Below are 22,723 nucleotides of genomic sequence, written 5' to 3'. Positions count from 1 at the left end.
CGAGGCCCCGGAGAGCGCGCTCTCCGGGGCCTCAGTCGTTTCCGAGCACTCTGTCGAGCAGCCAGGCGGCATCGGCGTCCAGGTCCTGCTCGGCGACGACCACGACGGCGTCACCGACCTCCAGCCGGTAGATGTACCGGTCGGGCTGCGGACGCCCGTCGCCCAGCGGCTGCTCGACCAGCCGTACGGCGACCGCCTCCAGCCGCTCGGCGTCCGGCTCGGTGGCGGTGTCGAGCTCGCCGCCGGCGGTCAATCCGGCGAATCCACCACTGCGGCTGACTGTGAGAAACACCGAATACTCCCCGGGTCGTGGTCTGCCCAAACCTTCCCGAACCCGCCGGGTTCTGTCCAGCTTCGCGCGACACGCCGACGCAATTCGCGCCGCCGGAAAGGCCATCACCCGGCGTACAGGACGTGCTGTCCTACCTTGTCCCCGGCTGGAAACGCTCACAGCGGCCGGGCCGGCGACGAATCAGCAGGTCGCCGGGGGTTTCGTTGTCTTCGGCCGGTTCCGGTGCGGCTCGCCGGGGCCCTGTCGCGCCCGTCAGGACCCGGTCACCGAGCGTGGCGGGCGGCAACTTTACGCGACACGTGTTCGTGGTCACCCCTTCCACGGGGCTCCAGATCGGCTACAGTTGTCGCGTTGCAGTTTTGGACTCCCATTGACTTTCGCTGTGCTGCATGGCCGGTTTTGTCTATCTGGGGCCTTTCGGCGACACGTGGCCCATGAGGTGTGGGTCGCGGTTTGTTACAAGCCATCAAGGAGATAGACACAAATGGCTGTCGGTACTGTCAAGTGGTTCAACGCTGACAAGGGCTTCGGCTTCATCACCCCGGATGACGGTGGCGCGGACGTGTTCGCGCACTACTCGGCCATCCAGACCTCGGGCTTCCGCTCGCTGGACGAGAACCAGCGCGTCGAGTTCGAGATCACCCAGGGCCAGAAGGGCCTGCAGGCGGAGAACATCCGCCCGATCTGATCCCCGGATCTGATCAGCTCTTCAGCACGGCAAAAACCGAACGGGCCGTCCACCTCCGGGTGGGCGGCCCGTTCGCCGTTGCGGGGCGATTGAGGCCGGGTACCAGTTCGGGCACAGCACGATCCCCCGAGGAGAGCGATGACCGAGCAGGACCGGCCCGGTAACTACACCCGCGACGACGAGGACAAGGGCGAGCGCCTCGACCGGCACTGGAACGAGCTGCTCCAGGAGCTGCGGCTGGCCCAGACCGGAACGCAGATCCTGTTCGCGTTCCTGCTCAGCATCGCCTTCCAGGACCGCTTCCAGGACGCCGACGCCTTCACCCACGACGTGTACGCCGCGACACTGGTCGCCGCCGCGCTGGCGGTCGCGCTGTTCCTCGCCCCGGTCTCGTTCCACCGGATCGTCTTCCAGCAGCGGCTGCGCGACAGGCTGGTCCGGATCGCGCACCATCTGGCCAGCGCCGGCCTGGTCTTCCTGATCGCCGCGATGTGCGGCGGCGTCCTGCTCGCCCTCGACGTGGTGCTGAACCGCACGGTCGCGATCGTCACCGTCGCGGTCGTGCTCACCTGGTTCCTGGTGTTCTGGTACGCGCTCCCGGCGTACGTCCGCCGGGTCAGCAAGAACGACTAACGGAAGCGCGGGAGGACCTCGGTCGCGACCTTCTCCAGGGCGGCCTCGGTGCCGGCGTAGACGCCCTCGGCGCGCGGCCAGTGGGTGATGACGTCGGTGAAGCCGAGGGTCTCGGCGCGGCCGACGGCGTCGGCGAAGGACTCGGCGCTGGACAGCGCGTAGGCCTTCGAGTCCAGCGACAGGTAGCGGTCGAACGGACGGCCTTCCAGTACGTCGTCCAGCCGGTGGCTGAGGTCGGCGACCGTCGACCACCAGGTGTCCAGGTCGTCGGCCTTGCCGCCGGTCGTGACCCAGCCGCTGCCGTACTTCACCGCGAGGCGCAGCGAGCGCGGGCCGTTCGCGGCCATCACGAACGGGACACGTGGTTGCTGGACGCAACCAGGCAGCGTGCGGCCGTTGCGGGTCTCGAAGTACTCGCCCTGGTGGTCGACCCCGTCGGTGGTGAGCAGCTTGTCGAGCAGCTCGGTGAACTCGGTCAGCCGGTCGACCTTCTGCCGCGGGGTCAGGTCCTCGCCGCCGAGGATCGTGGTGTCGATCCCACCGCCGGCGCCGATGCCGCAGATGAAGCGGCCGTTCGAGATGTCGTCCAGGGCAAGGATCTCGCGGGTCAGCGCGAGCGGGTGCCGGAAGTTCGGCGAGGTGACGAACGTGCCGAGTTTCACAGTGGAGGTGACCAGCGCCGCCGCGGTCAGCGTCGGCATCGTTCCGTACCACGGTGAGTCCTGCAGGCCGCCCCAGGTCAGGTGGTCGTAGGTCCAGACGTGGTCGAACCCGAGCTCCTCGGCGGCCCGCCACTTCGGCGCCGCCTCGCTCCACCGGTACTCGGGCAGGATCGTGATTCCGCATCGCATACCGACCACGATAGTTGCATTTCTCCACGATCTTCGACACGGTCGTAAGGCAGTCCCCCCGAAACCCTGGAAAAGGAGGCGCGCCGAAGCGAGGCGTGTAGCAGCCGTGGCGATCGACATCGAGGATCAGCACCTGTCCCCCGATCACGAGAACGAGCATCCTGCACTGGCCACTCCACCACCACCTGGCAGCCGAAGTCGTGGCTCAGGGCTGGACCGAGTCGTCTTCGGCGTCACCGCGGCGATCGCGCTCGCCTTCGTGGCCTGGGGTTTCGCCGACTCCGGCGGCCTCGGGACGGCGTCCGACAGCGCGCTGACCTGGGTCGAGCACAACACCGGCTGGCTGTTCGTGCTGCTGGCCTCGGGTTTCGTGGTCTTCGTGATCTGGCTGGCCGCCGGCCGGTACGGGCGGATCCCGCTCGGCGCCGACGACGAGCAGCCCGAGTTCAAGACCGTGTCCTGGGTGGCGATGATGTTCAGCGCCGGGATGGGCATCGGCCTGATGTTCTACGGCGTCAGCGAGCCGCTCTCGCACTTCACCGCTCCCCCGCCCGGCACGGTCGAGGCCGGGTCGTCGGCGGCGCTGGAGACCGCGATGGCGACCACGCTGTTCCACTGGACCCTGCACCCGTGGGCGATCTACGCCGTCGTCGGCATCGCGATTGCCTACGGCACCTTTCGGCGCGGCCGCTCGCAGCTGATCAGCTCGGCGTTCGCGCCGCTGCTCGGCCGGCGGACCGAAGGGCCGATCGGCAAGGTGATCGACAGCCTGGCGATCTTCGCGACGCTGTTCGGCTCGGCGGCCTCGCTCGGTCTCGGCGCGCTGCAGATCGGGTCCGGCGTCCAGATCCTCGGCTGGATGGACAAGGCCGGTAACGGCGTCCTGGTCGCGGTGATCGCGATCCTGACCGCGGCCTTCGTCGCCTCGGCCGTCTCCGGTGTTGCCAAGGGCATCCAATGGCTGTCGAACATCAACATGGTGCTGGCCGTCGTGCTGGCCGTTTTCGTGTTCGTGGTCGGACCGACCGTGCTGATCCTCAACCTGGTGCCGACCGCGATCGGCGACTACTTCCGCGACCTGGCCGACATGGCCGCGCGGACCGAGGCCAGCGGCGGCGACGCGATGGCGAAGTGGCTGTCCGGCTGGACGGTCTTCTACTGGGCCTGGTGGATCTCGTGGACGCCGTTCGTCGGCATGTTCATCGCGCGGATCAGCCGCGGGCGGACGATCCGGCAGTTCGTCACCGGCGTCCTGCTGGTGCCGTCGCTGGTCAGCCTGGTCTGGTTCTGCGTGTTCGGTGGCGCCGCGATCAACACCCAGCGCAACGGCACCGACATCGCCGGGCAGTCGACGCCGGAGGGGCAGCTGTTCGGGCTGCTGGACACGTTCCCGCTGGCGTCGGTGGCGACGATCGTGGTCGTCGTACTGGTCGCGATCTTCTTCGTGTCCGGCGCGGACGCCGCGTCGATCGTGATGGGGACACTGTCCGAGCGCGGGGCGATCGCGCCGCGCAAGCCGGTCGTCGTGTTCTGGGGCGTGCTGACCGGCGCGGTCGCGGCGGTGATGCTGCTGGCCGGCGGCGGCGGAGCCGAAGCGCTGCAGGGGCTGCAGAACCTGACGATCGTTGCAGCGCTGCCGTTCGCGCTGGTGATGGTCGGGCTCGCGGTCGCGCTGGCCAAGGACCTGCGCACCGATCCGCTGATGCTGCGGCGCGAGATCGGGACCGAGGCGGTCGAGAACGCGGTGATCGAGGGCGTCTCGGCGCACGGCGACGACTTCTCGCTGGTCGTCACCGGGAACGGCGAGGACGCCGCACCGAAGCAGGACGCCGTACCGAAGACGTAGCTGGGAATATGTTGAGGGTTCAACTACATTGGAAGGTGCAACGACTTCCGAGAGGTGGACCCCATGAAGAGCCCGGTGCTGTACCTCAGCCATGGCGCACCGCCGCTGGCCGACGACCGTGAGTGGACGTCCGAGCTGGCGGCGGTGTCGGCCGGTATCGAGCGGCCGACCGCGATCCTGATCGTGTCGGCGCACTGGGAGGCGGCCCCGCTGACGCTCGCCGCGACCGAGACCGTCCCGCTGCTCTACGACTTCTGGGGCTTCCCGGAGCGCTACTACCAGGTCCAGTACGCCGCTCCCGGCGCGCCTGAGCTCGCCGCGCAGGTGCGCAAGCTGCTGCAGGTCCCGGGGACGCCCGTGTACGACGATCCGTCGCGCGGGCTCGACCACGGCGCGTACGTGCCGCTGAAGGAGATGTACCCGGACGCGGACATCCCGGTGCTGCAGGTGTCGATGCCGACGCTCGACCCAGCCGCGCTGTTCGCGATCGGACGCAAGCTCGCGCCGCTGCGGGACCAGGGCGTGCTGATCGTCGGGAGCGGGTTCACGACGCACAACCTGCGCGAGATCAACCTGGCCGGGGCGCCGGGTGCACCCGCGCCGACGTGGTCGGTGGAGTTCGACGACTGGGCCCGGCGGGCGCTGGCGGCGCAGGACGTCGACTCGCTGATCGACTTCCTGCACAAGGCGCCGGCGGCCGGGATCGCACACCCGCGGACCGAGCACTTCGCGCCGCTGTTCGTGTCGCTCGGTGCGGCCGAGGAGTCGCTCGGGAGCGCGGAGACGGTGATCGACGGGTTCTGGTACGGGCTGTCGAAGCGGTCCTGGCAGATCGGCTGAGGCAGCGGCAGTCGGGCTGAGCAGTCAGATCGCCGGCGTCGCGAAGTGCGCGACGCTCGTCGTACCGAGGCTGCTCAGCCAGACCTTGCCGTCGCGCTCGCGCACGCCGGTCGGCATGTGGAACTGCGGGTGCGTCCCCCGGAGGTCGTGCACGAGCCGGCCGGCGTCGTCGTACGCCTGGATCTCGATGATGTCCGCGGGCTTCGGCTTCAGCGCGTCGGGCAGGCCCCAGACCACCTTGCGGAAGACCGGCGCCTTCGGCAGCAGCGTGTCGAGCACGGTGTTGCGCGGGGAGCCGATCGCGACCCAGATCAGCCCGTCGGAGCCGCGCGAGATGTTGTCCGGCAGCCCCGGGATCGCCGCGACCAGCTCGGGCTCGGCGCTGTCCTTGGTGAGGTCGAGCTTGAACAGCCCGTACCCAGCGGTCTCGGCGAAGAACAGCGTCCGCTGGTCGCCGCTGAGCGCGACACCGTTCGGGAACGGGCGCCCGTCCGCCAGCACGGTCAGCTCACCATCGGGCCGCAGGCGGTACACGCTGCCGGTCGACGAGTGCTCGAGCAGGTCGGCCATCCACTCCTCGACACCGAACCGGGTCGAGGAGTTCGTGAAGTAGATCGTGCCGTCGTCGGCGACGTCGGCGTTGTTGCAGAAGCGCAGCGGCCGCCCGTCGACCTCGCCGAGCAGCGTGGTGACCTTGCCGTCGCGATCCATCGTCAGCAGCCCGCGGTTCGCGTCGCAGATCAGCAGCTTGCCGTCCGCGAGCCACTCCAGCCCGAGCGGCCGCCCGCCGGTGTCCGCGAGCGTGCTGATCGTCAGGCCGTCCGCGCTGACCCGCAGGATGCGGCCGTCGCGCAGGCCGGTCAGCACGCTGCCGTCCTCGTCGATCAGCGTGTCCTCAGGCCCGTGCCCCGGTACGGCGACCACCTCGACCGCGAGCTCGGACGCCTCCCGCGCGGGCGGAACGGGTGGGGGCGACCAGCGGACCGGCTCGATACGCGACTTCATCCCCCGAGCCTAGAAGCCCGGCCGCTCCGGCGGCCAGCTCCCAGGCGTGTCCCGGTGGCCAGTTGCCGTGGGCACCTACTCCCCGGTCGAACCGTCCAGGTGCTCGCGGAGCAGATCCGCGTGCCCGTTGTGCCGCGCGTACTCCTCGATCATGTGCGTGACGATCCAGCGCAGGCTGTACGACGTACCTTCGTCCTCAACGACATGATCGCCCGGCAGCCCCGCGATTGCCGCCCGGGCCTGCTCGACGGACTCCTTGTACCGCTGGAGATCTCCGGCGTACGCGGCCGGGTCCAGCTCCGACCAAGCAGCACCGGGCGCCGCGTCGGACGAGTACGGGTACGCCGTCGGCCCCGCGGTGAACGGCCCGACGAACCACCCCAGCTCGTCCTCGGTCAGGTGCCGGACCATGCCGTGCAGCGTCAGCGTCGACGGCGCCAGCACCGCGGCCCCCAACTGCTCAGGCGTGAGCCCCTCGATCTTCCACAGGAACGTGCCGCGCTGGAAGTCGAGAAACCCGATGAGGGTCTCCAGCTCACCAGCGATGTACGGCGGGTCGACGCGTCCGTGCAGCTCCATGGTCGTCAACTATCGCGGGTCAGGGTGTCGCGGTGCTCGGCGACACCGTTCCCGCTCGGATCGGGGACGTACCGGAGGGGTCCTCCGATACGCCCGATAGGATTGCCGGCATGACATCGACTGAGTCCACCGATCGCCCCTATGCGAGCTACCCGGTTCGCATCGGTGTTCAGATCCAGCCCCAGCACGCCGAGTACGCCGACATCCGCCGCGTGGTGGCGAAGGTCGAGGAACTGGGCGTCGACGTGGTGTTCAACTGGGACCACTTCTTCCCGCTCAGCGGCGCCCCGGACGGGCTGCACTTCGAGGCCTGGACGATGCTCGCGGCCTGGGCCGAGGCGACCGAGCGGATCGAGTTCGGCGCGCTGGTGACCTGCAACTCCTACCGCAACGCCGACCTGCTCGCCGACATGGCCCGCACCGTCGACCACATCAGCGACGGCCGGCTGATCTTCGGGATCGGGTCCGGCTGGTTCGAGAAGGACTACGACGAGTACGGCTACGAGTTCGGTACGGCGGGCGGCCGGCTCGACGCGCTCGGGCAGGCGCTGCCGCGGATCGAGCAGCGCTGGGCGAAGCTCAACCCGCGGCCGACGCGGGACATCCCCGTCCTGATCGGTGGCGGCGGTGAGAAGAAGACGCTGAAGCTGGTCGCCCAGCACGCCACGATCTGGCACGGCTTCGGCGACGCCGAGACGATGGCGCACAAGCACGCCGTACTGGACGCGCACTGCGCGACGATCGGGCGCGACCCGGGCGAGATCGAGCGCTCCGCCGCGGTCGGCGACAAGAGCCCGGAGGAGGCCGGCAAGGGCCTGCTCGACGTCGGGACGCGGCTGTTCACGATGAACAGCTCGGGACCGGACTACGACCTCGGGCTGATCCGGGAGTGGCTGGCCTGGCGCGACGAGGTCAACGCGAAGGACTGAACCGGTAGGCCTGCGAGCGCGGGCTTACCTGAACGCGTCGGCGGCCTGCTGGACCATGGTCTGGTGGGCCGTCCACCAGACGCTGTCCCGGTCCTCGATGTTCGGGTTGCTCGCCCGCAACCCGACCGCGCCGTCGATCGTCTCGCGCACGATGTCGGCGTGACCGGCGTGCCGGTTGGTCTCCGCCACGACGTGGACGAGGATCCGGTGCAGCGTCACCTCGCCCTCGCGCCACCACGGCACCTTGCCGACCGAGTCCAGCTCCAGCGCCTCGATCGTCGCGTCCGAGTGCGCGCCGACGCGGCGGTACAGCGCGACCAGCTCGTCGCGCGACTCGTCGGCGGTCGCCCACAGGTCCGCCTCGGGCTCGGCGTCGTCGTCCCACCACGGCAGGTGCTCGGGGAACGGCCGGCCGAAGGTCGCCCCGAAGTACCCGGCCTCGACGATCGCCAGGTGCTTGACCAGGCCGAGCAGGTTGGTGCCGGTCGGCGTGAGCGGCCGGCGTACGTCGTACTCGGAGAGTCCTCCGAGCTTCCACAGCATCGCCTCGCGGACCGAGCGCAGGTACGTGTGCAGCGTGTCTTTGGGATCCACCCGCTCACCCTAGGCGGGCGTCCGGGCCGGACGGCGCTTCGCTAGGATTTCCGGCATGCCTACGCTGCCTACGAACGGTTCGGTGCTGCCCATCACGCGGTGGGGCGAGGACGTCATGCACCGGCTGAACCAGCCGGTCACCGACTTCGGTGACGACCTGCAGAAGCTGGTCGCGGACATGGTCGCGACGATGAACGCCGCCGAGGGGGTCGGCCTGGCCGCGAACCAGGTCGGCGTCGACCTGCAGCTGTTCGTGTTCGACTGCCCCGACAAGGACGGCAACCGGCACCAGGGCGTCGTCTGCAACCCGGTCGTCGAGCTCCCCGAGGGCAAGGACCGCCACCTCGACGAGGGCGAGGAGGGCTGCCTGTCCCTGCCCGGCGCCTTCACCAAGTGCGCCCGCCCCGACTTCGCCCGCGTGACGGGTGTCGACGAGCACGGCGAGCCGGTGACCTACGAAGGCAACGGCCTGCTCGCCCGCTGCCTCCAGCACGAGACCGACCACACCCAGGGCACCGTCTTCGGCGACCGCCTCTCCCGCAAGTACAAGCGCCGCCTCTTCGCCGAAGCCGAAGAGCTCGCCCCGGACTACCCGAGCGACTGGCCGGTCTCGCCCATGCTCAACGCCGAGGCGCACGAGGACCAGCCGGTCAGCGAGTAGCTCGCTGGCGGCGGAGCGCGATCCAGGTCAGTGAGTAGCTTGCTGGCGCCGTAGCCCGATCCACGTCAGTAGTACGGCGCCGGCGCCGTACGCGATCGCCGGCACCCAGGGCGTCTCCCAGGCGTCGACCGCCCTCGCGACCGTCGGCTCACCCGGGTCGTAGACGATCTCGACCCGGTCACCGGTCTTCGGGGCGGCGTCGTACCGGCCGATCGCCGTGGTGATCTCCCGCCCGTCGGCGGTGGTGTAGCGGGCTGTGAACGAGCGCTGGCCGCGGCCCGGCGGCGGCTCCTGCACGACGCTCGCGGTGACCCGTACTCCGCGGCCGTCGAGCCTCGCCAGCTCGACGGCGGCGTTCGCGCCGATGCCGAGCAGGACGACCGCGCCGAGAAGGCAACCGGCGAGGCGCACAGGTGCCGTCGGCCTCCGCATGGCGGTGAGACTACCTGCGGAGGCTTTCGGGCTCTCGTGGGTCAGGCCTGTACGTCGCTCAGCGGCGTGTTCGGGTCGGCGAGCTTGGTCGGGTCGACCTGCTTCTTGGAGCGGATCAGCTCCTGGGTGGGCTTGATGCCGTCGTCCCACTGGTTGATGTGCATGCCGGCGATCACGCGGCGGTCGGCGAGCCAGAAGGCGTGGAACTCCTGCTTCTCGACGTCGCCGCGGGTGACGAGCTGGTCGTAGCCGTTGCCGATCCAGCCGGAGAACTCCATGCCGACGTCGTACTGGTCGGTGAAGAAGTACGGCAGGTGGTCGTAGCTGACGTCCTGGCCGAGCATCGACTTCGCCGCGGCCGGGCCGCCGTTCAGCGCGTTGTCCCAGTGCTCGACGCGCAGGTGCTCGCCGTAGAACGGGTTCTGGATGTTCGCGACGTCACCGACGGCGTACACGTCGGCGTCGTCGGTCCGGAGCGCCGCATCGACCGCGATCCCGTTGTCGACCGTCAGGCCGGCCTGCTCGGCGAGCTCGGTGTTCGGGCGCGCGCCGATGCCGATCACGACCACGTCGGCGGCGTACTCGCTGCCGTCCTCGGTCAGCACCGCCTCGACCTTGTCGGTGCCGCGGAAGCCGGCGACACTCTGGCCGAGCCGCAGGTCGACGCCGTGGCGCCGGTGCAGCGACGCGAAGAACGCGCCCATCTCGCCGCCGAGCGCGGCGGACAGCGGCGTCTCCTGCGGCTCGATCACCGTCACCTCGCAGCCGTACTCCCGCGCGGCCGCCGCGGTCTCGAGCCCGATCCAGCCGGCGCCCACGACGACGACCCTGCCGCCGGCGCGGATCGCGTCGCGGAGCTGGTCGGAGTGCCCGATCCGGCGCAGGTAGTGGATCCCGTCGAGCTTCACCCCGTCGACCTTGAGGCGGCGCGGCGAGACACCGGTGGCGAGCAGGAGCTTGGTGTACCCGATCCGCTCGCCGCTGTCGAAGGAGACCTCGTGCGCGGCCCGATCGAGCCCGGTGACCCGGTTGCCGAGGACGAGCTCGACGTCGTGCTCGGCGTACCAGCTCTCGGCGTGCACGAACGACTTGTCGCGCTCGTCCTTCCCGAGCAGGTACCCCTTCGACAGCCCCGGCCGCTCGTACGGCCGCTCGCGCTCGTCCCCGATCAGGACGACACGCCCGTCGAACCCTTCGCCCCGCAAGGCCTCAGCCGCCTTCGCCCCGGCCAGACTGGCCCCGACGATGACGAAGCTGGATCCGCTGCTCATGAATCTCCTTCTAAAGACGATTGATTTCGACATTAGAAGTCGCGCCCGGCCCAGTCAACGCGTCCGGCCGTACGGTGGACAGATGCGCGAGTTCACGCCGTACGAACAGACGACGGTGGACGCCGATCTGCCGGTGCTGCAGCGGTGGGTCGCGGAGCAGCCGAGGCTCGGCGGCGAGGTGGTCGTCGACCGCGACGCGTACGAATCGAACGTCGGGCACGTGCTGCTGGTCGTGCGACTGCTCGACCATTCGGCGGTACGCCATGCTCGCGAGGAGCTCGCGTCCATGGTGGCTCGGCCGGAGCACCTGAGGGTCCAAGCCTGGCGGTGGATGCCGGACCCCGCGGAGATCGAGCGGCTGCACGAGGAGGTGCGCGCGGTTCGGGTCGCCGGTCCAGGGCGGGGAAAGGTCAGCGTGAGCTGGCCGGACCAGACGACCGGGTTCCTGGTGGTCGCGCTGGACCGCGAGGATCCGGCGCTCGCCGCGGCGATCGAGGCGGTCCGGCCGGGATGGGTGCGGGTGCACCCGGAGCCGATGGTCGTCGACCCGCTGGTGTGATCACCAGCGCGAGGACTCGAGGTCGTTTTCGAGGATCGCTTCGACGGTTTCGGCCGGGGTTTGGTCGGTGGTGTCGAGCCAGAGGCCTTTTCGCGGGATCTCGGTGAGGCCTGTCTGCAGAGTGCGGACGGCGTCGGCGAGCGACTCGCCCGGGCGCTGCCAGGCGGCGTACGTCGTACTGCCGCGGCCCAGCTCGCGGGCGACGATCGAGTCGACGGACGGGACGAGCACCACCAGGTGCGGCTCGACGTCGCGCAGCGAGGCGAACCAGCGCTCGACGTGGGCGCCGAGGATGATGTCGGAACAGGTGAAGTCGAAGCCGGCGTCGGCGTAGTGCTGGGCGATCTTCGCGGTGGCGGCGTACCGGAGCTCCAGCTGGCGGACGGCCTCGGGATCGGGGTCGGGGGTCATGCCGACCGCGCCGGCGACGACGCCGCGGTGGAAGACGTCGCCGTCGAGGGTCGCCGCGGGCGGGCCGAGGCGGGCGGCGAGCAGCGGCGCGATCGTGGACTTGCCGGCGGCCTGCATGCCGGTGATCAGGACGACTTTCCGCATGTGGCCAATCCCATCACGCCCGTCCAGGGCTTTTCGTCGATAAGCTGCGCGGGTGCCATCGATGCAGAGCGAGCCAGGGTCCAAGCGCCCGGTCACGCTCGACGACGTGGCGCGGCACGCGGGAGTCTCGCAGCCGACCGCGTCGCGGGTGCTGAACGGGAGCGCGCGCAAGGTCGCCGAGAGCTACCGCGAACGCGTGCTGGCGGCGGCGCGGCAGCTCGGGTACACGCCGAACCTGCCGGCGCAGGCGATGGCGCGCGGCACGTCGCGGACGGTGGCGCTGGTGATCAGCCTGATCTCCGACCCGTACTTCTCCGCGATGGCCGCCGAGATCATGAAGCAGGCCGAGGCGATCGGGCTGCACGTGTCGATCGCCGTCACCGAGCGGCACGCCGAACGCGAGCTCGATCTCGTGCGCGAGCTGCGCGGCCAGCAGCCGCGCGCGATCATCCTCGCCGGGACCGGGTACGTCGACCCGCCGTCGGAACAGGATCTCGTCGACGAGCTGCGCCGGTACGAGGAGACCGGCGGGCGGGTGGTGCTGATCAGCCGCAGCGACCTGCCCTTCGAGACCGTCGACTTCGACAACCACGAAGGCGCTCGTTCGCTGGCGCGCGAGCTGGCCGAGCTGGGCTACCGCCGCTGCCTGGTCCTCGGCAGCGCCACTCCCCTGCTCTCGATGCAGCGCCGGGTCGAAGGTTTCGTCCAGGGCCTGCTCGAGTCGGGTGTCGGCGACGCCCGGGTCCACCACCCCGACTTCAGCTGGGCCGGCGCCCGCGACTTCGTGCTCTCCTTGAGCGACACCGAGCTCCACGACCTCCAACTCGTCTTCGCGATCACCGACGACATGGCCCTCGGCGCCCTAGCCGGCCTCCGCGAACGCGGCCTCCGCATCCCCGAGGACATCGGCGTCGCCGGCTTCGACGACATCAGCACCCTGCGCGACGTGGTCCCCAAGCTCACCACCGTGCATGTCGCCCTGAACGCCGTCGCCGAAGAAGCCGTCTACCGAGCGACCACCACCGACACGACCCTCACCCGCCGCACGGTCCCGGCGTACCCAGTACTTCGCGCGAGCACCCCGCCGCTCACCAGCTGAACACCAGCCGTTGTACGCCACCGAAGGCCGCTGACGCGGCTCAACGCCGGAACCCCGGCGAGCGACGCCAGCGCCGCTCCGCGCTCCACCGCCCCAAGCGCCCTAGCCCTGGGCACCGGGCACCGGGCACCGGGCATGGCGATGATCGGCCCGGCCTCCCGTCGCCCGCGCGAACACCTGCTGGTGCTCTAACCGGCATGACAAGTGCGAGTGACCGCCAGCTGCAGTCACACCTCCCCCACGTCCGCGCTGGGGCCGCGCCCCCGCGAACTCAGGCGTGAGCCTCCAAAGGACCTGGACGCCGCAAGATGTGTCGCCGTTTCGCCAACTGGCGAGCGGTGTCGCGAGCGCCCGTGCGTGTTGCGCCTCGCGCGTTCTACAGCTTCACTCCTCCGCTCAGTAGGTCGATCTTCCAGTAGCGCTGGAGGCTCAGGAACAAGATGGCCAGGGGGACGATCGAGACCAACACTCCCGCGATGACGATGGAGTACTGCGCTGCCTGGCCGCCGGTGATGATCATCAGGCCGTAGAGGCCGAGGGTGAGGGGGTAGAGGTGGTCGTCGCTGATCATCACGAAGGGCAGGAGGAAGTTGTTCCAGATGCCGATGAATTGGAGGAGGAAGACCGTCACCAAGGCCGGGAGCATGAGGGGCGCGCCTACGGAGCCGAAGATGCGGAGTTCGGAGCCGCCGTCGATTCTGGCGGCTTCCATGATCTCGTCGGGGACCGAGGCTTCGGCGTAGATCTTGCAGAGGTAGATGGCGAAGGGGCTGACGAGCTGGGGTAAGAGGACTGAGGCGTAGTTGTTGGTGAGGCCGAACTTTGCCATCAGCAAGAACTGTGGGATGGCGAGCATGATCTGTGGGAGCAGGACGGCGGCGACGATGGCTCGGAAGAGGGCTCGGCTGCCGGTGAAGTGGTACTTGCCGAGGGCGTAGCCGGCGGCTCCGGCGATCGCTGTCGAGAGCAGGCCGCCGCCTACCGCGTAGATCACCGAGTTGAGGATCCAGCGCGAGAAGATGCCGTTGTTGTACGAGAACAGTGCGTCCAGGTTGGAGAAGAAGCCGCCGGAGAAGGACGGGACGAACGGTGCGGTGGAGAAGAGTTCGTCGTTGGTCTTCGTGGAGGCGATCAGGATCCACAGGACCGGCAGGACGCAGTACAGGGCCCCGATCAGCAGGATGGTCGTGGGGACCCAGCGGATGTGGCGGGTCATCGGGTCTGCCTCCGGGTGAGTCGGCGACCCAGGGCGGAGACCAGGACGGTCGCCGTGACGGTCAGCGTGATCAGGACGAACGACGTCGCGGCGCCCTCGTAGATGCTGTTGTTGACGAAGGCATCGGTGTAGACCCGCATCAGCGGCACCCAGGTCGACGAGATCGCGTTGGCCAGCGGCTTCAGCGTGGTCGGCTCGTTGAACAGCTGCAGCGAGCCGATCACCGAGAACAGCGCCACCATCGCGACTGCGGGCGCGATCATCGGCAGCTTCACCCGGACGGCGATCTGGAACTCCGACGCCCCGTCCAGCTCGGCCGCCTCGAACAGTTCCGGCGGCAACGACCGTACGGCGGTGTACAGGATCACCATGTTGAAGCCGACCACGCCCCACACCGCCACGTTCGCGACGCTGAAGAAGATCCCCTTGGTGCCGAAGTAGTCGACCACGTCACCGCCGATCGGCGAGGTCGCCGGCAGGTACAGGAACCCCCACAGCAGCGACGCGACCACACCCGGTACGGCGTACGGCAGGAAGATCGCGAGCCGCGCGAACCCGACCAGCCGGGCCCGCTTCGCGTCCAGGCAGAGCGCGAAGAGCACCGCCAGCGCGACAGTCATCGGTACGCCGACTCCCGCGATCAGCAGCATCCGCCCCAGGCTCGCCCAGAACTCGCGGTCGCTCAGCGTCGCCGCGTAGTTGGCGAACCCGGCGAACACCTCGGTCGGCTTGCCGCCGCCGAGTAGCCCGCGCCCGACCTTGACGCGCAGGAAGCTCAGGACGACGGCGTAGATCGCCGGAGCGATCGTGAACAGCAGCAGCAGGACCACCGCCGGTGCGACCAGCAGCACCGGGAGCAGGCCGCCACGTCCCTTGGGTCCGGACGTGGCGGCACGAGGCTGACTCATCTCAGCCGGCGACCTGGAAGCCGAGCTTCTTCATGTCGCTGACCGTTGCCTCTTGCATCGTGTCGAGAGCACCGGAGAGCGCGGTCTTGTTCTGCAGCGCCGCTCCGAAGGCGTTGCTGTAGGCATCGAACGTGACGTTCGCGTTCGGGCCCCAGATGTCGAAGCTCCGGACGTTGGCCGAGACCGTTGCCATCAGCGTGTTGTAGTCGGGCTGGTTCGACATGAACGGCGGCGGCGTCTTCAGCGCAGGCAGCTCCCGGCCCTGCTTGGAGGCCGGGAAGGCCTGCACGTCCTTGACCAGGATGCTCATTCCCTCCTCCGACGAGTTCATCCACTCGATGAACTTGGCGGCCTCGGCCGGGTGCTTGGAGTTCGCGGTGACGGCCTCGGTCTCACCGCCCCAGATGCCGACGGTCTTGTCGCCCGCGGTCCACGCGGGCAGCGGTACGGCGGCCCACTTGCCGGCCGTGTCCTTGGCGATCGACGGCAGCTGGTTCGGGCCCCACTGCGCGCCGACCCAGCCGACCAGGGTGCCGTTGTTCATGTCGGTGTTCCACTGCGCCGACCAGTTCGGCTGCGGGCTGACCAGGCCCTTCTTGATCAGGCCGTCCCAGTAGTCGGCGACCTTCTTGCTCGCGGCATCGTTGATGTTCACCGACCAGGTGTCGCCGTCGGCCTTCCACCAGTTGGCCCCGGCCTGCTGCGCGAGCCCGGCGAACCAGCCCGGGTCGGCGGCGGTGAAGTTGCCGATGAACTTCTTCGGCGCGGCCTTCTTCAGCGCCGCGGCGGTGGCGGCGTACTCGTCCCAGGTCGCCGGGGCCTTCAGGCCGAGCTGGTCGAAGACGTCCTTGCGGTAGAAGAACACCATCGGGCAGACGTTCTGCGGTACGCCGTACGTCTTGCCCTCGAACTGGACCTGGGAGAGCGCGGCCTTGTCGTACTTGGTGTCCAGGCCCTTCACGTAGTCGTCGATGGGGACCACGACCTGGTTGGCGATCAGTGCCGGCAGCGCCTGGTACTCGACCTGGGTGATGTCGGGGTTGGTGCCGGCCTTGTTGTTGGTGATCAGCTTGTTGTAGAGCGTGTAGCCGGTGCCGGACGGCTTGGTCAGCTTCACCTGGACGTTCGGGTTCGCGGCGTTCCAGGCGGCGACGACCTTGTCCATGCCGCCGTCCCAGTTGACGAACTCCAGCGTGATCTTCTCGCCCGAGCTGCTGCTGCCACCGCCCGTCGGGGCGGATCCCGAGTCCGAGCTCGAGCACCCGGCGAGCGTGAGCGCCGCCGCGACCAGTACGCCGACGACGGCGGTCTTGCCTGATTTCATCGTGACTCCTTCTCGGGTCCTCACTTCGACGCCCAGGCGGGGTAGCCGGTGGGGGTGGTCTGCAGGCCGATCCACTGCCGGTGCGTGTACGCCGCGAGCTGGCCCTCGCCGCCGTGCCGGGCGTAGCCGTCGTTGACGTGCACCTCGTTGCTGCGCACCTTCTGCGCGAAGGCCAGACCGCGCATCGGGTCGCCGGTGAACACGGAGTTCATCAGCGTGCGGTGCCGGTTCACCAGGTCGAGCGCCTCGGCCTCGCTGTCGACGACGGTGATCGGCATCACCGGGCCGAAGATCTCCTCGGTGAACACCGGCATCTGCGGGGTCACGCCGGTCAGGACGGCGGGCTGGTAGAACGTCCCGTCGTACGTGCCGCCGGTGGCGAGCTTCGCGCCGGCCGCGATCGAGGGGGCGACCAGACCGTCGGCGAAGCGTTCGAGCTGCCGGGGGCTGATGATCGGGCCGAGGTCGACGTCGTCGCGCAGCGGGTCGCCGACCCGGAGCTTCGCGACCCGTTCGACGACGGCCTCGGTGAACTGGTCCGCGACCTGGCGCATCACGATGTGCCGGCCGGCGGTGATGCAGGTCTGGCCCTGGTACCACAGCGACGACCACAGCGCGCAGCTCGCGGCCTGGTCGAGATCCGCGTCGTCCAGTACGACGAACGCGTTGTCGCCGCCGAGCTCGGTCGCCGCGGCGCGGAAGTTCTTCCCGGCGTACGCGGAGATCTGCTGACCGACCTCGAACGAGCCGGTGAAGTGGATGAGATCCAGGTCGGGATGCTCAGAGAGCGTTCTCCCGGTTTCCGGCCCGTCTCCCGGGATCACGTTGAACACCCCGGCCGGTACGCCGGCCGCCTTGGCCGCCTCGGCCAGCATCTGGCCGCCCGCGATCGGGGTCAGCTCGGCCGGCTTCAGCACGACCGCGTTGCCGTAGGCCAGCCCGGGAGCGAGCGCGCGCATCGCGAGGCTCATCGGGTAGTTCCACGGCACGATCAGCCCGATCACCCCGAGCGGGACCGCCCGGGAGAGCGAGATCTTCCCGCTCTTGTACGGCGGCAGGATCGCGCCCGCGTTCTCGGTCAGCTGGGTCGCCGAGTTGAGCAGCTGGTTGATCGACTGGCCCAGCTCCTCCTCCGCCTTCTCGCGCGTGCCACCGGTCTCGCGGATGATCAGCGTGATCAGCTCGTCGCGCCGCTTGTCCAGCTCACCGGCGAAGGCGCGAAGGATCTCGCAGCGTGTGTTCGCGTCGACCTCGGCCCACTCGGCCTGGGCCCGCCGCGCGCTGCGAACCGCCCGGTCGACCTGCTCGGCCGAGGCGCTGCCGTAGCGCGCGAACGGTTGGCCCGACCCCTTGTCGAGCACCGGCACCCAGTCGGACGCGGGCGGTTCGCACCACCCGTCGATCCAGACCTGCGACTCGTAGTCCCGCACACCGCTCGCAGGAACCGAAACCATCGGCGACCTCCCACTGTGAACCCGCCCGGAGGACTCCCCGATGTGTCGCTGGGCCGGTGCTTCCCGCATCCCGGATCGGAATGCGCTTTCCCTGGAGGATTGCGCATTCCCGGTGATCGGTCAAGGGGTGCGGTGGGGTTGGTTGGATCGGTTGAAGCTTTCCGGGTGCGGTCACGCTGAGACTGGCGGTGAAGCTTCCCCAAAGCGCTTCAATCGTAGGATTGAAAGGTATGAGAGAAGAGATCGAGAAGGTCGCGAGCGGGCCGTGCGAACTGCTCGCCGTGAGTGAACCGGCGCACCCGACGCAGGACGCGTCGTTCGGTCCGATCCGCAACGAACTGTTCGCCGAGCTGGTCGGGATGGGGTACCGGTCGATCGCGCTGGAGACCGATCGGGTGGCGAGCTTCCTGGTGGACGACTACGTACGGCGTGGCCAGGGATCGCTGGACGCGGTCATGGACGCGGGGTTCTCGCACGGCTTCGGCGCGGTGGAGGCGAACCGGCAGCTGGTCGAGTGGATGCGGGAGTGGAACTCGAGGCGCGCCGATCAGGTGTCGTTCCACGGGTTCGATCTGCCGACGGAGACGGTGATGGCGCCGCATCCCGCGGCGTACCTGCAGTACGTCGCGGACTACCTCGGACTCGACCTGAGCTTCGAGGACGACGAGCGGTGGAGCCGGCAGGAGGCGATCATGGACGCGAGCCAGTCGCCAGGCCGCAGCCCTGAGGCCATGGAGCTGAGGGTCGTGGCGGACGAGTTGCTCACGGCGCTGTACCGGCGAGCGCCGGAGCTGGTCGCCGCCAGCTCGCGCGGTGCTTGGTATCGGGCTCGTACGCAGGCGAACACCGCGCTCGGGCTGTTGCGCTATCACCAGCAGTCTGCTGAGGAGACCGACGAAACCACGCGCATCTCCGGGCTGCTCGCGGTGCGGGACGTGATAATGGCGCAGAACCTGCTCGACATCCGTTCGCAGGAGGATCAGCGTGGACGGACGTTGGTGTGCGCTCAGAACGCCCACCTGCAAAGGGATCCGAGCGTGCTGGAGATGGGCGGGATGACGCTGACGTGGCAGTCGGCCGGTGCGATCGTGAGCTCGCTGATCGGCGAGCGGTACGCGGTGGTGACGACCACGCTCGACACTCCCCCGGCGGCAGGTTAGTGCGGGCGGGTGGCGTAGAAGGCGACCGCGGCTGAGGACGCGACGTTCAGGGAGTCGACGCCGCCGGACATCGGGATGCGGACGATCACGTCCGATTCCGCGAGGACGTGGGGTTTGAGGCCGTGGCCTTCGGTGCCGAAGATGAGGGCGAGCTTCGGGTCCTGGCGGGCGGTGAGGTCGTCGAGGGTGATCGAGTCGTCGGTGAGGGCGAAGGCGGCGGTGGTGAAGCCGTGGGACTTCAACTTCGCGAGGTCGCCGGGCCAGGAGGTGAGGCGGGTCCACGGGACCTGGAAGACGGTGCCCATGGAGACCTTCACCGAGCGGCGGTAGAGGGGGTCGGCGCAGGTCGGGGTGACCAGGACGGCGTCGACGCCCATCGCGGCGGCGGCGCGGAAGCCGGCGCCGACGTTGGTGTGGTCGACGATGTCGTCGAAGATCGCGATCCGGCCGGTCCGGACGGCGCCGAGCAGGGTGTCGAGGTCGGCGGGCGGTTGGCGCTTGTACGACGCGAGCGCGCCGCGGTGGACGTGGAAGCCGGTGACCTGCTCGGCGAGGTCCTCGGAGACGAGGTAGACGGGGGCCTCGGGCCACTTCTCCAGGACGTCGGCCAGGGTGTCGAGCCAGCGCGGAGCGAGGAGGAACGAGCGGGGCTCGTACCCGGCCTCGGCGGCTCGGCGGATCACCTTGTCGCCCTCGGCGATGAAGAGGCCGTGCTCCTCTTCGAGGAGGCGCCGGAGGTTGACCTCGCGGAGCTGGACGTAGTCGGCGAGGCGAGGGTCGTCGGGCTGGTCGATCTCGACGATCACGCACGCACCGCCCGGCGTCCCGGTCCCCGGCGCTGAGCCCGAACGGCTTCCAGTGCCGCGGGCGCTGTCGTACCGGCAGTCATCGGCGGACCTGCGCGGCGACGTCCACTACGTTGCCGATGACAACGATCGCGGGAGCGCCGAGGCCGGCTTCCTGAGCGGTGGCGGCGATGGTGGCGAGGTCGGCGGTGACCATCTCCTGCGAAGGCAGAGTGCCGTCGGCAATTACCGCGGCGGGGGTGTCGGCGGGGCGACCGTGCTCCAGGAGAGTGGCGGTGATCTTCGGGAGGTTCTCGACCGCCATCAGCAGGACGAGCGTGCCCGAGAGCTGGGCCAGCGCGGGCCAGTTGATCAGCGAGTCCGGGTGGTCCGGCGGGATGTGCCCGGAGACGACGGTGAACTCGTGGGTGACGCCGCGGTGGGTCACCGGGATGCCGGAGACAGCGGGGACCGAGATCGAGCTGGTGATACCGGGAACGACCGTCCACGCGACACCCGCCTCGGCGCACGCGATGGCTTCCTCGAAGCCGCGGCCGAAGACGTACGGGTCGCCGCCCTTGAGCCGGACGACGAGCTTCCCGGCGAGCGCGCGCTCGACGAGGATGCGGTTGATCTCCTCCTGCTGGGCCGAGCGGCCGCGCGGGAGCTTCGCCGCGTCGATCAGCTCGACCTCGGGGTGCAACTCGTCGAGGAGTTGCTGCGGGGCGAGCCGGTCGGCGACGACCACGTCGGCCTCCGCGAGCAGCCGGCGTCCGCGGACGGTGATCAGGTCGGGGTCGCCCGGGCCGCCGCCGACGAGGTACACGCCGGGCTGCTTGTCGAGCGAGTCGCGGGCACCGAGCGCGCCGGTGCGCAGCTCCTCCAGGATCGCGTCCCGCACGGCGGCCGAGCGGCGGTGGTCGCCGGCGCCGAGCACGCCGATCGTCACGTGGTCGTGCTGACCCGACGCCGGGGTCCAGGCGGTCGCACGCGAGCGGTCGTCGGAGCGGACGCAGAAGATGCGCCGCTCCTCGGCCTCGGCGGAGACCTGGTCGTTCACCGCCGCGTCGTCGGTCGCGACCACGACGTACCAGGCGCCGTCGAGGTCGCCGGCGGTGTAGCCGCGCTCGACCCAGCGCAGGTCGGGATTGGTGAGCAGGCCCTCGATCGTCGGGGTGATCGCGGGTGAGATCACGTCGATCTGCGCACCGGTCTCGAGCAGGCGCGGGAGGCGGCGCTGGGCCACTCCCCCGCCGCCGACGACGACCACGCGCCGGCCGGTGAGGACCAAGCCCGAAAGGTAGGGAGCAGGCTCGGTCATTCGCTCTCTCCAGCAGCAATTCCAGCGGACTCGAAAGTCGCCATCTCAGCGAGCGCACGAACGGCGCAGGTCAGGATCGGGTAGGCCAGTACGGCGCCTGTCCCTTCTCCCAGGCGGAGGTCCAGATCGACGAGGGGCTGCAGACCCAGAGCCTTCAAAGCGACAGCATGCCCGGGCTCAGCCGAGCGGTGGCCGGCAACGCAGTAGTCGGTGGCCGACGAGTGCAGCGCCTGAGCGACCAGCGCAGCAGCACCGGCGATCACGCCGTCGAGGATGACCGGGATCTTGTTCGCGGCAGCGCCCAGGATGTAGCCGGTGAGCGCAGCGTGCTCGAGGCCGCCGTACGCCGCCAGCGCGTCGAGCGGCTCAGTCGCCGGTACGCCGTGCAGGGTGAGCGCGGCGGTGACGACCGCGGTCTTGTGGGCGAGGGTGGCATCGTCGATGCCGGTGCCGCGGCCGGTCACGTCGGCCGCGGAGGCGCCGGTGAAGGTGGCGATGAGGGCCGCGGAGGCGGTGGTGTTGGCGATGCCCATGTCGCCGGTGAGCAGGCAGCGGTAGCCGTCGCGCACGAGCTCGTCGGCGAGCTCGTAGCCGACCTCGATCGCGGCCAGCACCTCGTCGGCGGTCAGCGCGGGGCCGACGGACAGATCACGGGTGCCGGGGCGGACCTTGGCGTGAACGATGTCGAGGCCGTCGACGTCGCTGGCCACACCGACGTCCACCACCCGTACGTCGACCTGGTTGTTCTTGGCGAAGGCGTTCACCGCCGCGCCGCCGGCCGCGAAGTTGGCGAGCATTGCGGCGGTGACTTCCTGGGGCCACGGTGAGACACCCTGAGCATGAATACCGTGGTCAGCAGCAAAGACAGTCACCACTGCTGGTGCAGGCACCACCGCACCGGTCATCCCCGCGACACGGATCGACAGATCCTCGAGTACGCCGAGGGAGCCGGCCGGTTTGGTGAGCTGCTGGTGACGCTGCGTGGCTGCGGTCATCGCTGCCTCGTCGGCCGGCTCGATCCGGGTCAGGATCTCCTCCACCGCGGTTTCCTCCAGGTTCGTCGTCGGCCGTTCGGGCACGGCCACCCCCGATCTTCGCATCCCGGCGGCCGCGCCCCGGCCGGAGTCCGCGGGACGAGGCCAGTAATGTCGGGATCACCACACGCGAGATCCCGGGAGGATCATCAGATGTCGCTCGAACGGCCGGTCGCGCAGGACCCGTACGAGAAGCTTCCGACGGTGGGCTCGTTCACCGTCACCAGTACCGACTTCACCGACGGTGAGCCCCTCGACGACGCCCAGGTGTTTGCCGGTGGCAACACCTCCCCGCAGCTCAGCTGGAGCGGGTTCCCGGCGGAGACCAAGGGCTTCGTGGTGACCTGCTACGACCCGGACGCGCCGACCCCGTCCGGGTTCTGGCACTGGATCCTGGTCAACCTGCCGGCCGACGTCACTGAGCTGGAGGCGGGCGCAGGGACGACCGAGCGGCTGTCGAACGGCGCGTTCCACGTCCGCAACGACTACGGCACCAAGAACTTCGGCGGCGCGGCCCCGCCGGCCGGCGACCACCCGCACCGGTACTACTTCGTCGTGCACGCCCTCGACGTGGACAAGCTCGACGTCGACGACCAGGCCAGCGCCGCGGTGGTCAGCTTCAACCTGGCCTTCCACACGCTGGCCCGCGCGATCGCGACCCCGGTCTACACCGCCCCGGAGTGACCG

At 69.5% G+C, this 22,723-nt stretch carries 25 protein-coding genes; 10 read left to right on the top strand and 15 right to left on the bottom strand.

The genetic code is table 11. From position 1 onward, the window contains the following. Nucleotides 1–31: 31 nt before the first annotated feature. On the bottom strand, nucleotides 32–292 hold the full coding sequence (locus ACZ6Z4_RS29795) for a protealysin inhibitor emfourin (protein ID WP_465571368.1): 261 nt from the start codon (nucleotides 290–292) through the stop codon (nucleotides 32–34). Between the two features lie 484 nt (nucleotides 293–776). Here ACZ6Z4_RS29795 and ACZ6Z4_RS29790 point away from each other — a divergent pair, with 484 nt between their 5' ends. Continuing rightward, nucleotides 777–980 carry a cold-shock protein gene (locus tag ACZ6Z4_RS29790; protein ID WP_012921273.1) on the top strand — a complete coding sequence of 68 codons (204 nt, stop codon included), beginning with the start codon at nucleotides 777–779 and terminating at the stop codon, nucleotides 978–980. A 138-nt stretch (nucleotides 981–1,118) separates the two neighbouring features. Continuing rightward, on the top strand, nucleotides 1,119–1,613 hold the full coding sequence (locus tag ACZ6Z4_RS29785) for a DUF6328 family protein (protein WP_465571360.1): 495 nt from the start codon (nucleotides 1,119–1,121) through the stop codon (nucleotides 1,611–1,613). Here ACZ6Z4_RS29785 and ACZ6Z4_RS29780 read toward each other — a convergent pair. Further along, on the bottom strand, nucleotides 1,610–2,464 hold the full coding sequence (locus ACZ6Z4_RS29780) for an LLM class flavin-dependent oxidoreductase (RefSeq protein WP_465571357.1): 855 nt from the start codon (nucleotides 2,462–2,464) through the stop codon (nucleotides 1,610–1,612). The genes ACZ6Z4_RS29785 and ACZ6Z4_RS29780 overlap by 4 nt on opposite strands. A gap of 106 nt (nucleotides 2,465–2,570) precedes the next feature. Between ACZ6Z4_RS29780 and ACZ6Z4_RS29775 the strand changes: the two genes are divergently transcribed. Further along, on the top strand, nucleotides 2,571–4,310 hold the full coding sequence (locus tag ACZ6Z4_RS29775; RefSeq protein WP_465571353.1) for a BCCT family transporter: 1,740 nt from the start codon (nucleotides 2,571–2,573) through the stop codon (nucleotides 4,308–4,310). A 63-nt stretch (nucleotides 4,311–4,373) separates the two neighbouring features. After that, nucleotides 4,374–5,150 (top strand): dioxygenase family protein, encoded by a 777-nt coding sequence (locus tag ACZ6Z4_RS29770; RefSeq protein WP_465571349.1) that lies wholly within the window; start codon nucleotides 4,374–4,376, stop codon nucleotides 5,148–5,150. 24 nt (nucleotides 5,151–5,174) lie between these two features. Here ACZ6Z4_RS29770 and ACZ6Z4_RS29765 read toward each other — a convergent pair whose 3' ends face one another. Further along, nucleotides 5,175–6,155, bottom strand: coding sequence for an SMP-30/gluconolactonase/LRE family protein (locus ACZ6Z4_RS29765; RefSeq protein WP_465571343.1), 981 nt, complete (start codon nucleotides 6,153–6,155; stop codon nucleotides 5,175–5,177). A gap of 75 nt (nucleotides 6,156–6,230) precedes the next feature. Then, a complete protein-coding gene (locus ACZ6Z4_RS29760) occupies nucleotides 6,231–6,734 on the bottom strand; it encodes a DinB family protein (protein ID WP_465571338.1) in 504 nt (167 codons plus the stop codon). 110 nt (nucleotides 6,735–6,844) lie between these two features. On the opposite strand from ACZ6Z4_RS29760, the gene ACZ6Z4_RS29755 reads away from it, so the two are divergent. Then, nucleotides 6,845–7,663: an LLM class F420-dependent oxidoreductase gene (locus ACZ6Z4_RS29755; protein WP_465571335.1), complete on the top strand. Its 819-nt coding sequence runs from the start codon at nucleotides 6,845–6,847 to the stop codon at nucleotides 7,661–7,663. A gap of 24 nt (nucleotides 7,664–7,687) precedes the next feature. On the opposite strand, the gene ACZ6Z4_RS29750 is transcribed toward ACZ6Z4_RS29755, so the two are convergent. Further along, nucleotides 7,688–8,257, bottom strand: coding sequence for a DinB family protein (locus tag ACZ6Z4_RS29750; protein WP_465571332.1), 570 nt, complete (start codon nucleotides 8,255–8,257; stop codon nucleotides 7,688–7,690). Between the two features lie 55 nt (nucleotides 8,258–8,312). On the opposite strand from ACZ6Z4_RS29750, the gene def reads away from it, so the two are divergent. Continuing rightward, nucleotides 8,313–8,918, top strand: coding sequence for a peptide deformylase (def, locus tag ACZ6Z4_RS29745; RefSeq protein WP_465571329.1), 606 nt, complete (start codon nucleotides 8,313–8,315; stop codon nucleotides 8,916–8,918). Nucleotides 8,919–8,945: 27 nt separating this feature from the next. Here the strand turns inward: def and ACZ6Z4_RS29740 are convergent, their stop codons facing one another. After that, nucleotides 8,946–9,350 (bottom strand): DUF3592 domain-containing protein, encoded by a 405-nt coding sequence (locus ACZ6Z4_RS29740; protein WP_465571325.1) that lies wholly within the window; start codon nucleotides 9,348–9,350, stop codon nucleotides 8,946–8,948. Nucleotides 9,351–9,391: 41 nt separating this feature from the next. Beyond that, nucleotides 9,392–10,621, bottom strand: a complete 1,230-nt coding sequence (locus tag ACZ6Z4_RS29735; protein WP_465571322.1) for an NAD(P)/FAD-dependent oxidoreductase — start codon at nucleotides 10,619–10,621, stop codon at nucleotides 9,392–9,394. Between the two features lie 82 nt (nucleotides 10,622–10,703). Here ACZ6Z4_RS29735 and ACZ6Z4_RS29730 point away from each other — a divergent pair, with 82 nt between their 5' ends. Beyond that, entirely contained in the window at nucleotides 10,704–11,180 is a 477-nt protein-coding gene (locus tag ACZ6Z4_RS29730) for a hypothetical protein (RefSeq protein ID WP_465571319.1), read from the top strand. Here the strand turns inward: ACZ6Z4_RS29730 and ACZ6Z4_RS29725 are convergent, their stop codons facing one another. Next, on the bottom strand, nucleotides 11,181–11,735 hold the full coding sequence (locus ACZ6Z4_RS29725) for an AAA family ATPase (RefSeq protein WP_465571316.1): 555 nt from the start codon (nucleotides 11,733–11,735) through the stop codon (nucleotides 11,181–11,183). 61 nt (nucleotides 11,736–11,796) lie between these two features. Between ACZ6Z4_RS29725 and ACZ6Z4_RS29720 the strand changes: the two genes are divergently transcribed. Further along, entirely contained in the window at nucleotides 11,797–12,834 is a 1,038-nt protein-coding gene (locus ACZ6Z4_RS29720) for a LacI family DNA-binding transcriptional regulator (RefSeq protein WP_465571313.1), read from the top strand. Nucleotides 12,835–13,210: 376 nt separating this feature from the next. Here ACZ6Z4_RS29720 and ACZ6Z4_RS29715 read toward each other — a convergent pair whose 3' ends face one another. The 4 genes from ACZ6Z4_RS29715 to ACZ6Z4_RS29700 are packed head-to-tail and all read right to left on the bottom strand — an operon-like array spanning nucleotide 13,211 to nucleotide 17,736. Beyond that, complete coding sequence (locus ACZ6Z4_RS29715) at nucleotides 13,211–14,050, bottom strand: carbohydrate ABC transporter permease (RefSeq protein WP_465571310.1); 840 nt, start codon at nucleotides 14,048–14,050, stop codon at nucleotides 13,211–13,213. Next, the gene (locus tag ACZ6Z4_RS29710) at nucleotides 14,047–14,958 is read right to left on the bottom strand and encodes a carbohydrate ABC transporter permease (RefSeq protein ID WP_465571307.1); all 912 of its coding nucleotides are present in this window, start codon (nucleotides 14,956–14,958) and stop codon (nucleotides 14,047–14,049) included. The genes ACZ6Z4_RS29715 and ACZ6Z4_RS29710 overlap by 4 nt, the downstream gene beginning before the upstream one ends. Nucleotide 14,959: 1 nt before the next feature. Next, nucleotides 14,960–16,282 (bottom strand): ABC transporter substrate-binding protein, encoded by a 1,323-nt coding sequence (locus ACZ6Z4_RS29705; RefSeq protein ID WP_465571304.1) that lies wholly within the window; start codon nucleotides 16,280–16,282, stop codon nucleotides 14,960–14,962. A 20-nt stretch (nucleotides 16,283–16,302) separates the two neighbouring features. Beyond that, on the bottom strand, nucleotides 16,303–17,736 hold the full coding sequence (locus ACZ6Z4_RS29700; RefSeq protein WP_465571301.1) for an aldehyde dehydrogenase family protein: 1,434 nt from the start codon (nucleotides 17,734–17,736) through the stop codon (nucleotides 16,303–16,305). A gap of 230 nt (nucleotides 17,737–17,966) precedes the next feature. Between ACZ6Z4_RS29700 and ACZ6Z4_RS29695 the strand changes: the two genes are divergently transcribed. Further along, nucleotides 17,967–18,896 (top strand): erythromycin esterase family protein, encoded by a 930-nt coding sequence (locus ACZ6Z4_RS29695; RefSeq protein WP_465571298.1) that lies wholly within the window; start codon nucleotides 17,967–17,969, stop codon nucleotides 18,894–18,896. Here ACZ6Z4_RS29695 and ACZ6Z4_RS29690 read toward each other — a convergent pair. From ACZ6Z4_RS29690 to cobT, 3 genes are all read right to left on the bottom strand, one after another. After that, entirely contained in the window at nucleotides 18,893–19,702 is an 810-nt protein-coding gene (locus ACZ6Z4_RS29690; protein ID WP_465571295.1) for a TrmH family RNA methyltransferase, read from the bottom strand. The genes ACZ6Z4_RS29695 and ACZ6Z4_RS29690 overlap by 4 nt on opposite strands. A 79-nt stretch (nucleotides 19,703–19,781) precedes the next feature. Next, complete coding sequence (gene cobA / locus ACZ6Z4_RS29685) at nucleotides 19,782–21,002, bottom strand: uroporphyrinogen-III C-methyltransferase (protein WP_465571291.1); 1,221 nt, start codon at nucleotides 21,000–21,002, stop codon at nucleotides 19,782–19,784. Further along, a complete protein-coding gene (gene cobT, locus ACZ6Z4_RS29680) occupies nucleotides 20,999–22,087 on the bottom strand; it encodes a nicotinate-nucleotide--dimethylbenzimidazole phosphoribosyltransferase (protein WP_465571288.1) in 1,089 nt (362 codons plus the stop codon). The genes cobA and cobT overlap by 4 nt, the downstream gene beginning before the upstream one ends. A 102-nt stretch (nucleotides 22,088–22,189) precedes the next feature. On the opposite strand from cobT, the gene ACZ6Z4_RS29675 reads away from it, so the two are divergent. Then, nucleotides 22,190–22,720 carry a YbhB/YbcL family Raf kinase inhibitor-like protein gene (locus ACZ6Z4_RS29675; RefSeq protein WP_465571283.1) on the top strand — a complete coding sequence of 177 codons (531 nt, stop codon included), beginning with the start codon at nucleotides 22,190–22,192 and terminating at the stop codon, nucleotides 22,718–22,720. Nucleotides 22,721–22,723 lie beyond the last annotated feature (3 nt).

The organism is Kribbella sp. NPDC104740 (genome assembly GCF_055583505.1).
Note: the sequence above shows the minus strand (reverse complement) of the source record. Positions and strands in the feature narration are given on the sequence as shown.

Bases quoted from the DNA above. Each gene is read 5' to 3' on its own strand.
- ACZ6Z4_RS29790 (WP_012921273.1), top strand. From the start codon at position 777: ATGGCTGTCGGTACTGTCAAGTGGTTCAACGCTGACAAGGGCTTCGGC.
- ACZ6Z4_RS29785 (WP_465571360.1), top strand. From the start codon at position 1,119: ATGACCGAGCAGGACCGGCCCGGTAACTACACCCGCGACGACGAGGAC.
- ACZ6Z4_RS29780 (WP_465571357.1), bottom strand. From the start codon at position 2,464: ATGCGATGCGGAATCACGATCCTGCCCGAGTACCGGTGGAGCGAGGCG.
- ACZ6Z4_RS29770 (WP_465571349.1), top strand. From the start codon at position 4,374: ATGAAGAGCCCGGTGCTGTACCTCAGCCATGGCGCACCGCCGCTGGCC.
- ACZ6Z4_RS29765 (WP_465571343.1), bottom strand. From the start codon at position 6,155: ATGAAGTCGCGTATCGAGCCGGTCCGCTGGTCGCCCCCACCCGTTCCG.
- ACZ6Z4_RS29760 (WP_465571338.1), bottom strand. From the start codon at position 6,734: ATGGAGCTGCACGGACGCGTCGACCCGCCGTACATCGCTGGTGAGCTG.
- ACZ6Z4_RS29755 (WP_465571335.1), top strand. From the start codon at position 6,845: ATGACATCGACTGAGTCCACCGATCGCCCCTATGCGAGCTACCCGGTT.
- def (WP_465571329.1), top strand. From the start codon at position 8,313: ATGCCTACGCTGCCTACGAACGGTTCGGTGCTGCCCATCACGCGGTGG.
- ACZ6Z4_RS29740 (WP_465571325.1), bottom strand. From the start codon at position 9,350: ATGCGGAGGCCGACGGCACCTGTGCGCCTCGCCGGTTGCCTTCTCGGC.
- ACZ6Z4_RS29735 (WP_465571322.1), bottom strand. From the start codon at position 10,621: ATGAGCAGCGGATCCAGCTTCGTCATCGTCGGGGCCAGTCTGGCCGGG.
- ACZ6Z4_RS29730 (WP_465571319.1), top strand. From the start codon at position 10,704: ATGCGCGAGTTCACGCCGTACGAACAGACGACGGTGGACGCCGATCTG.
- ACZ6Z4_RS29725 (WP_465571316.1), bottom strand. From the start codon at position 11,735: ATGCGGAAAGTCGTCCTGATCACCGGCATGCAGGCCGCCGGCAAGTCC.
- ACZ6Z4_RS29720 (WP_465571313.1), top strand. From the start codon at position 11,797: ATGCAGAGCGAGCCAGGGTCCAAGCGCCCGGTCACGCTCGACGACGTG.
- ACZ6Z4_RS29715 (WP_465571310.1), bottom strand. From the start codon at position 14,050: ATGACCCGCCACATCCGCTGGGTCCCCACGACCATCCTGCTGATCGGG.
- ACZ6Z4_RS29710 (WP_465571307.1), bottom strand. From the start codon at position 14,958: ATGAGTCAGCCTCGTGCCGCCACGTCCGGACCCAAGGGACGTGGCGGC.
- ACZ6Z4_RS29705 (WP_465571304.1), bottom strand. From the start codon at position 16,282: ATGAAATCAGGCAAGACCGCCGTCGTCGGCGTACTGGTCGCGGCGGCG.
- ACZ6Z4_RS29700 (WP_465571301.1), bottom strand. From the start codon at position 17,736: ATGGTTTCGGTTCCTGCGAGCGGTGTGCGGGACTACGAGTCGCAGGTC.
- ACZ6Z4_RS29695 (WP_465571298.1), top strand. From the start codon at position 17,967: ATGAGAGAAGAGATCGAGAAGGTCGCGAGCGGGCCGTGCGAACTGCTC.
- cobA (WP_465571291.1), bottom strand. From the start codon at position 21,002: ATGACCGAGCCTGCTCCCTACCTTTCGGGCTTGGTCCTCACCGGCCGG.
- ACZ6Z4_RS29675 (WP_465571283.1), top strand. From the start codon at position 22,190: ATGTCGCTCGAACGGCCGGTCGCGCAGGACCCGTACGAGAAGCTTCCG.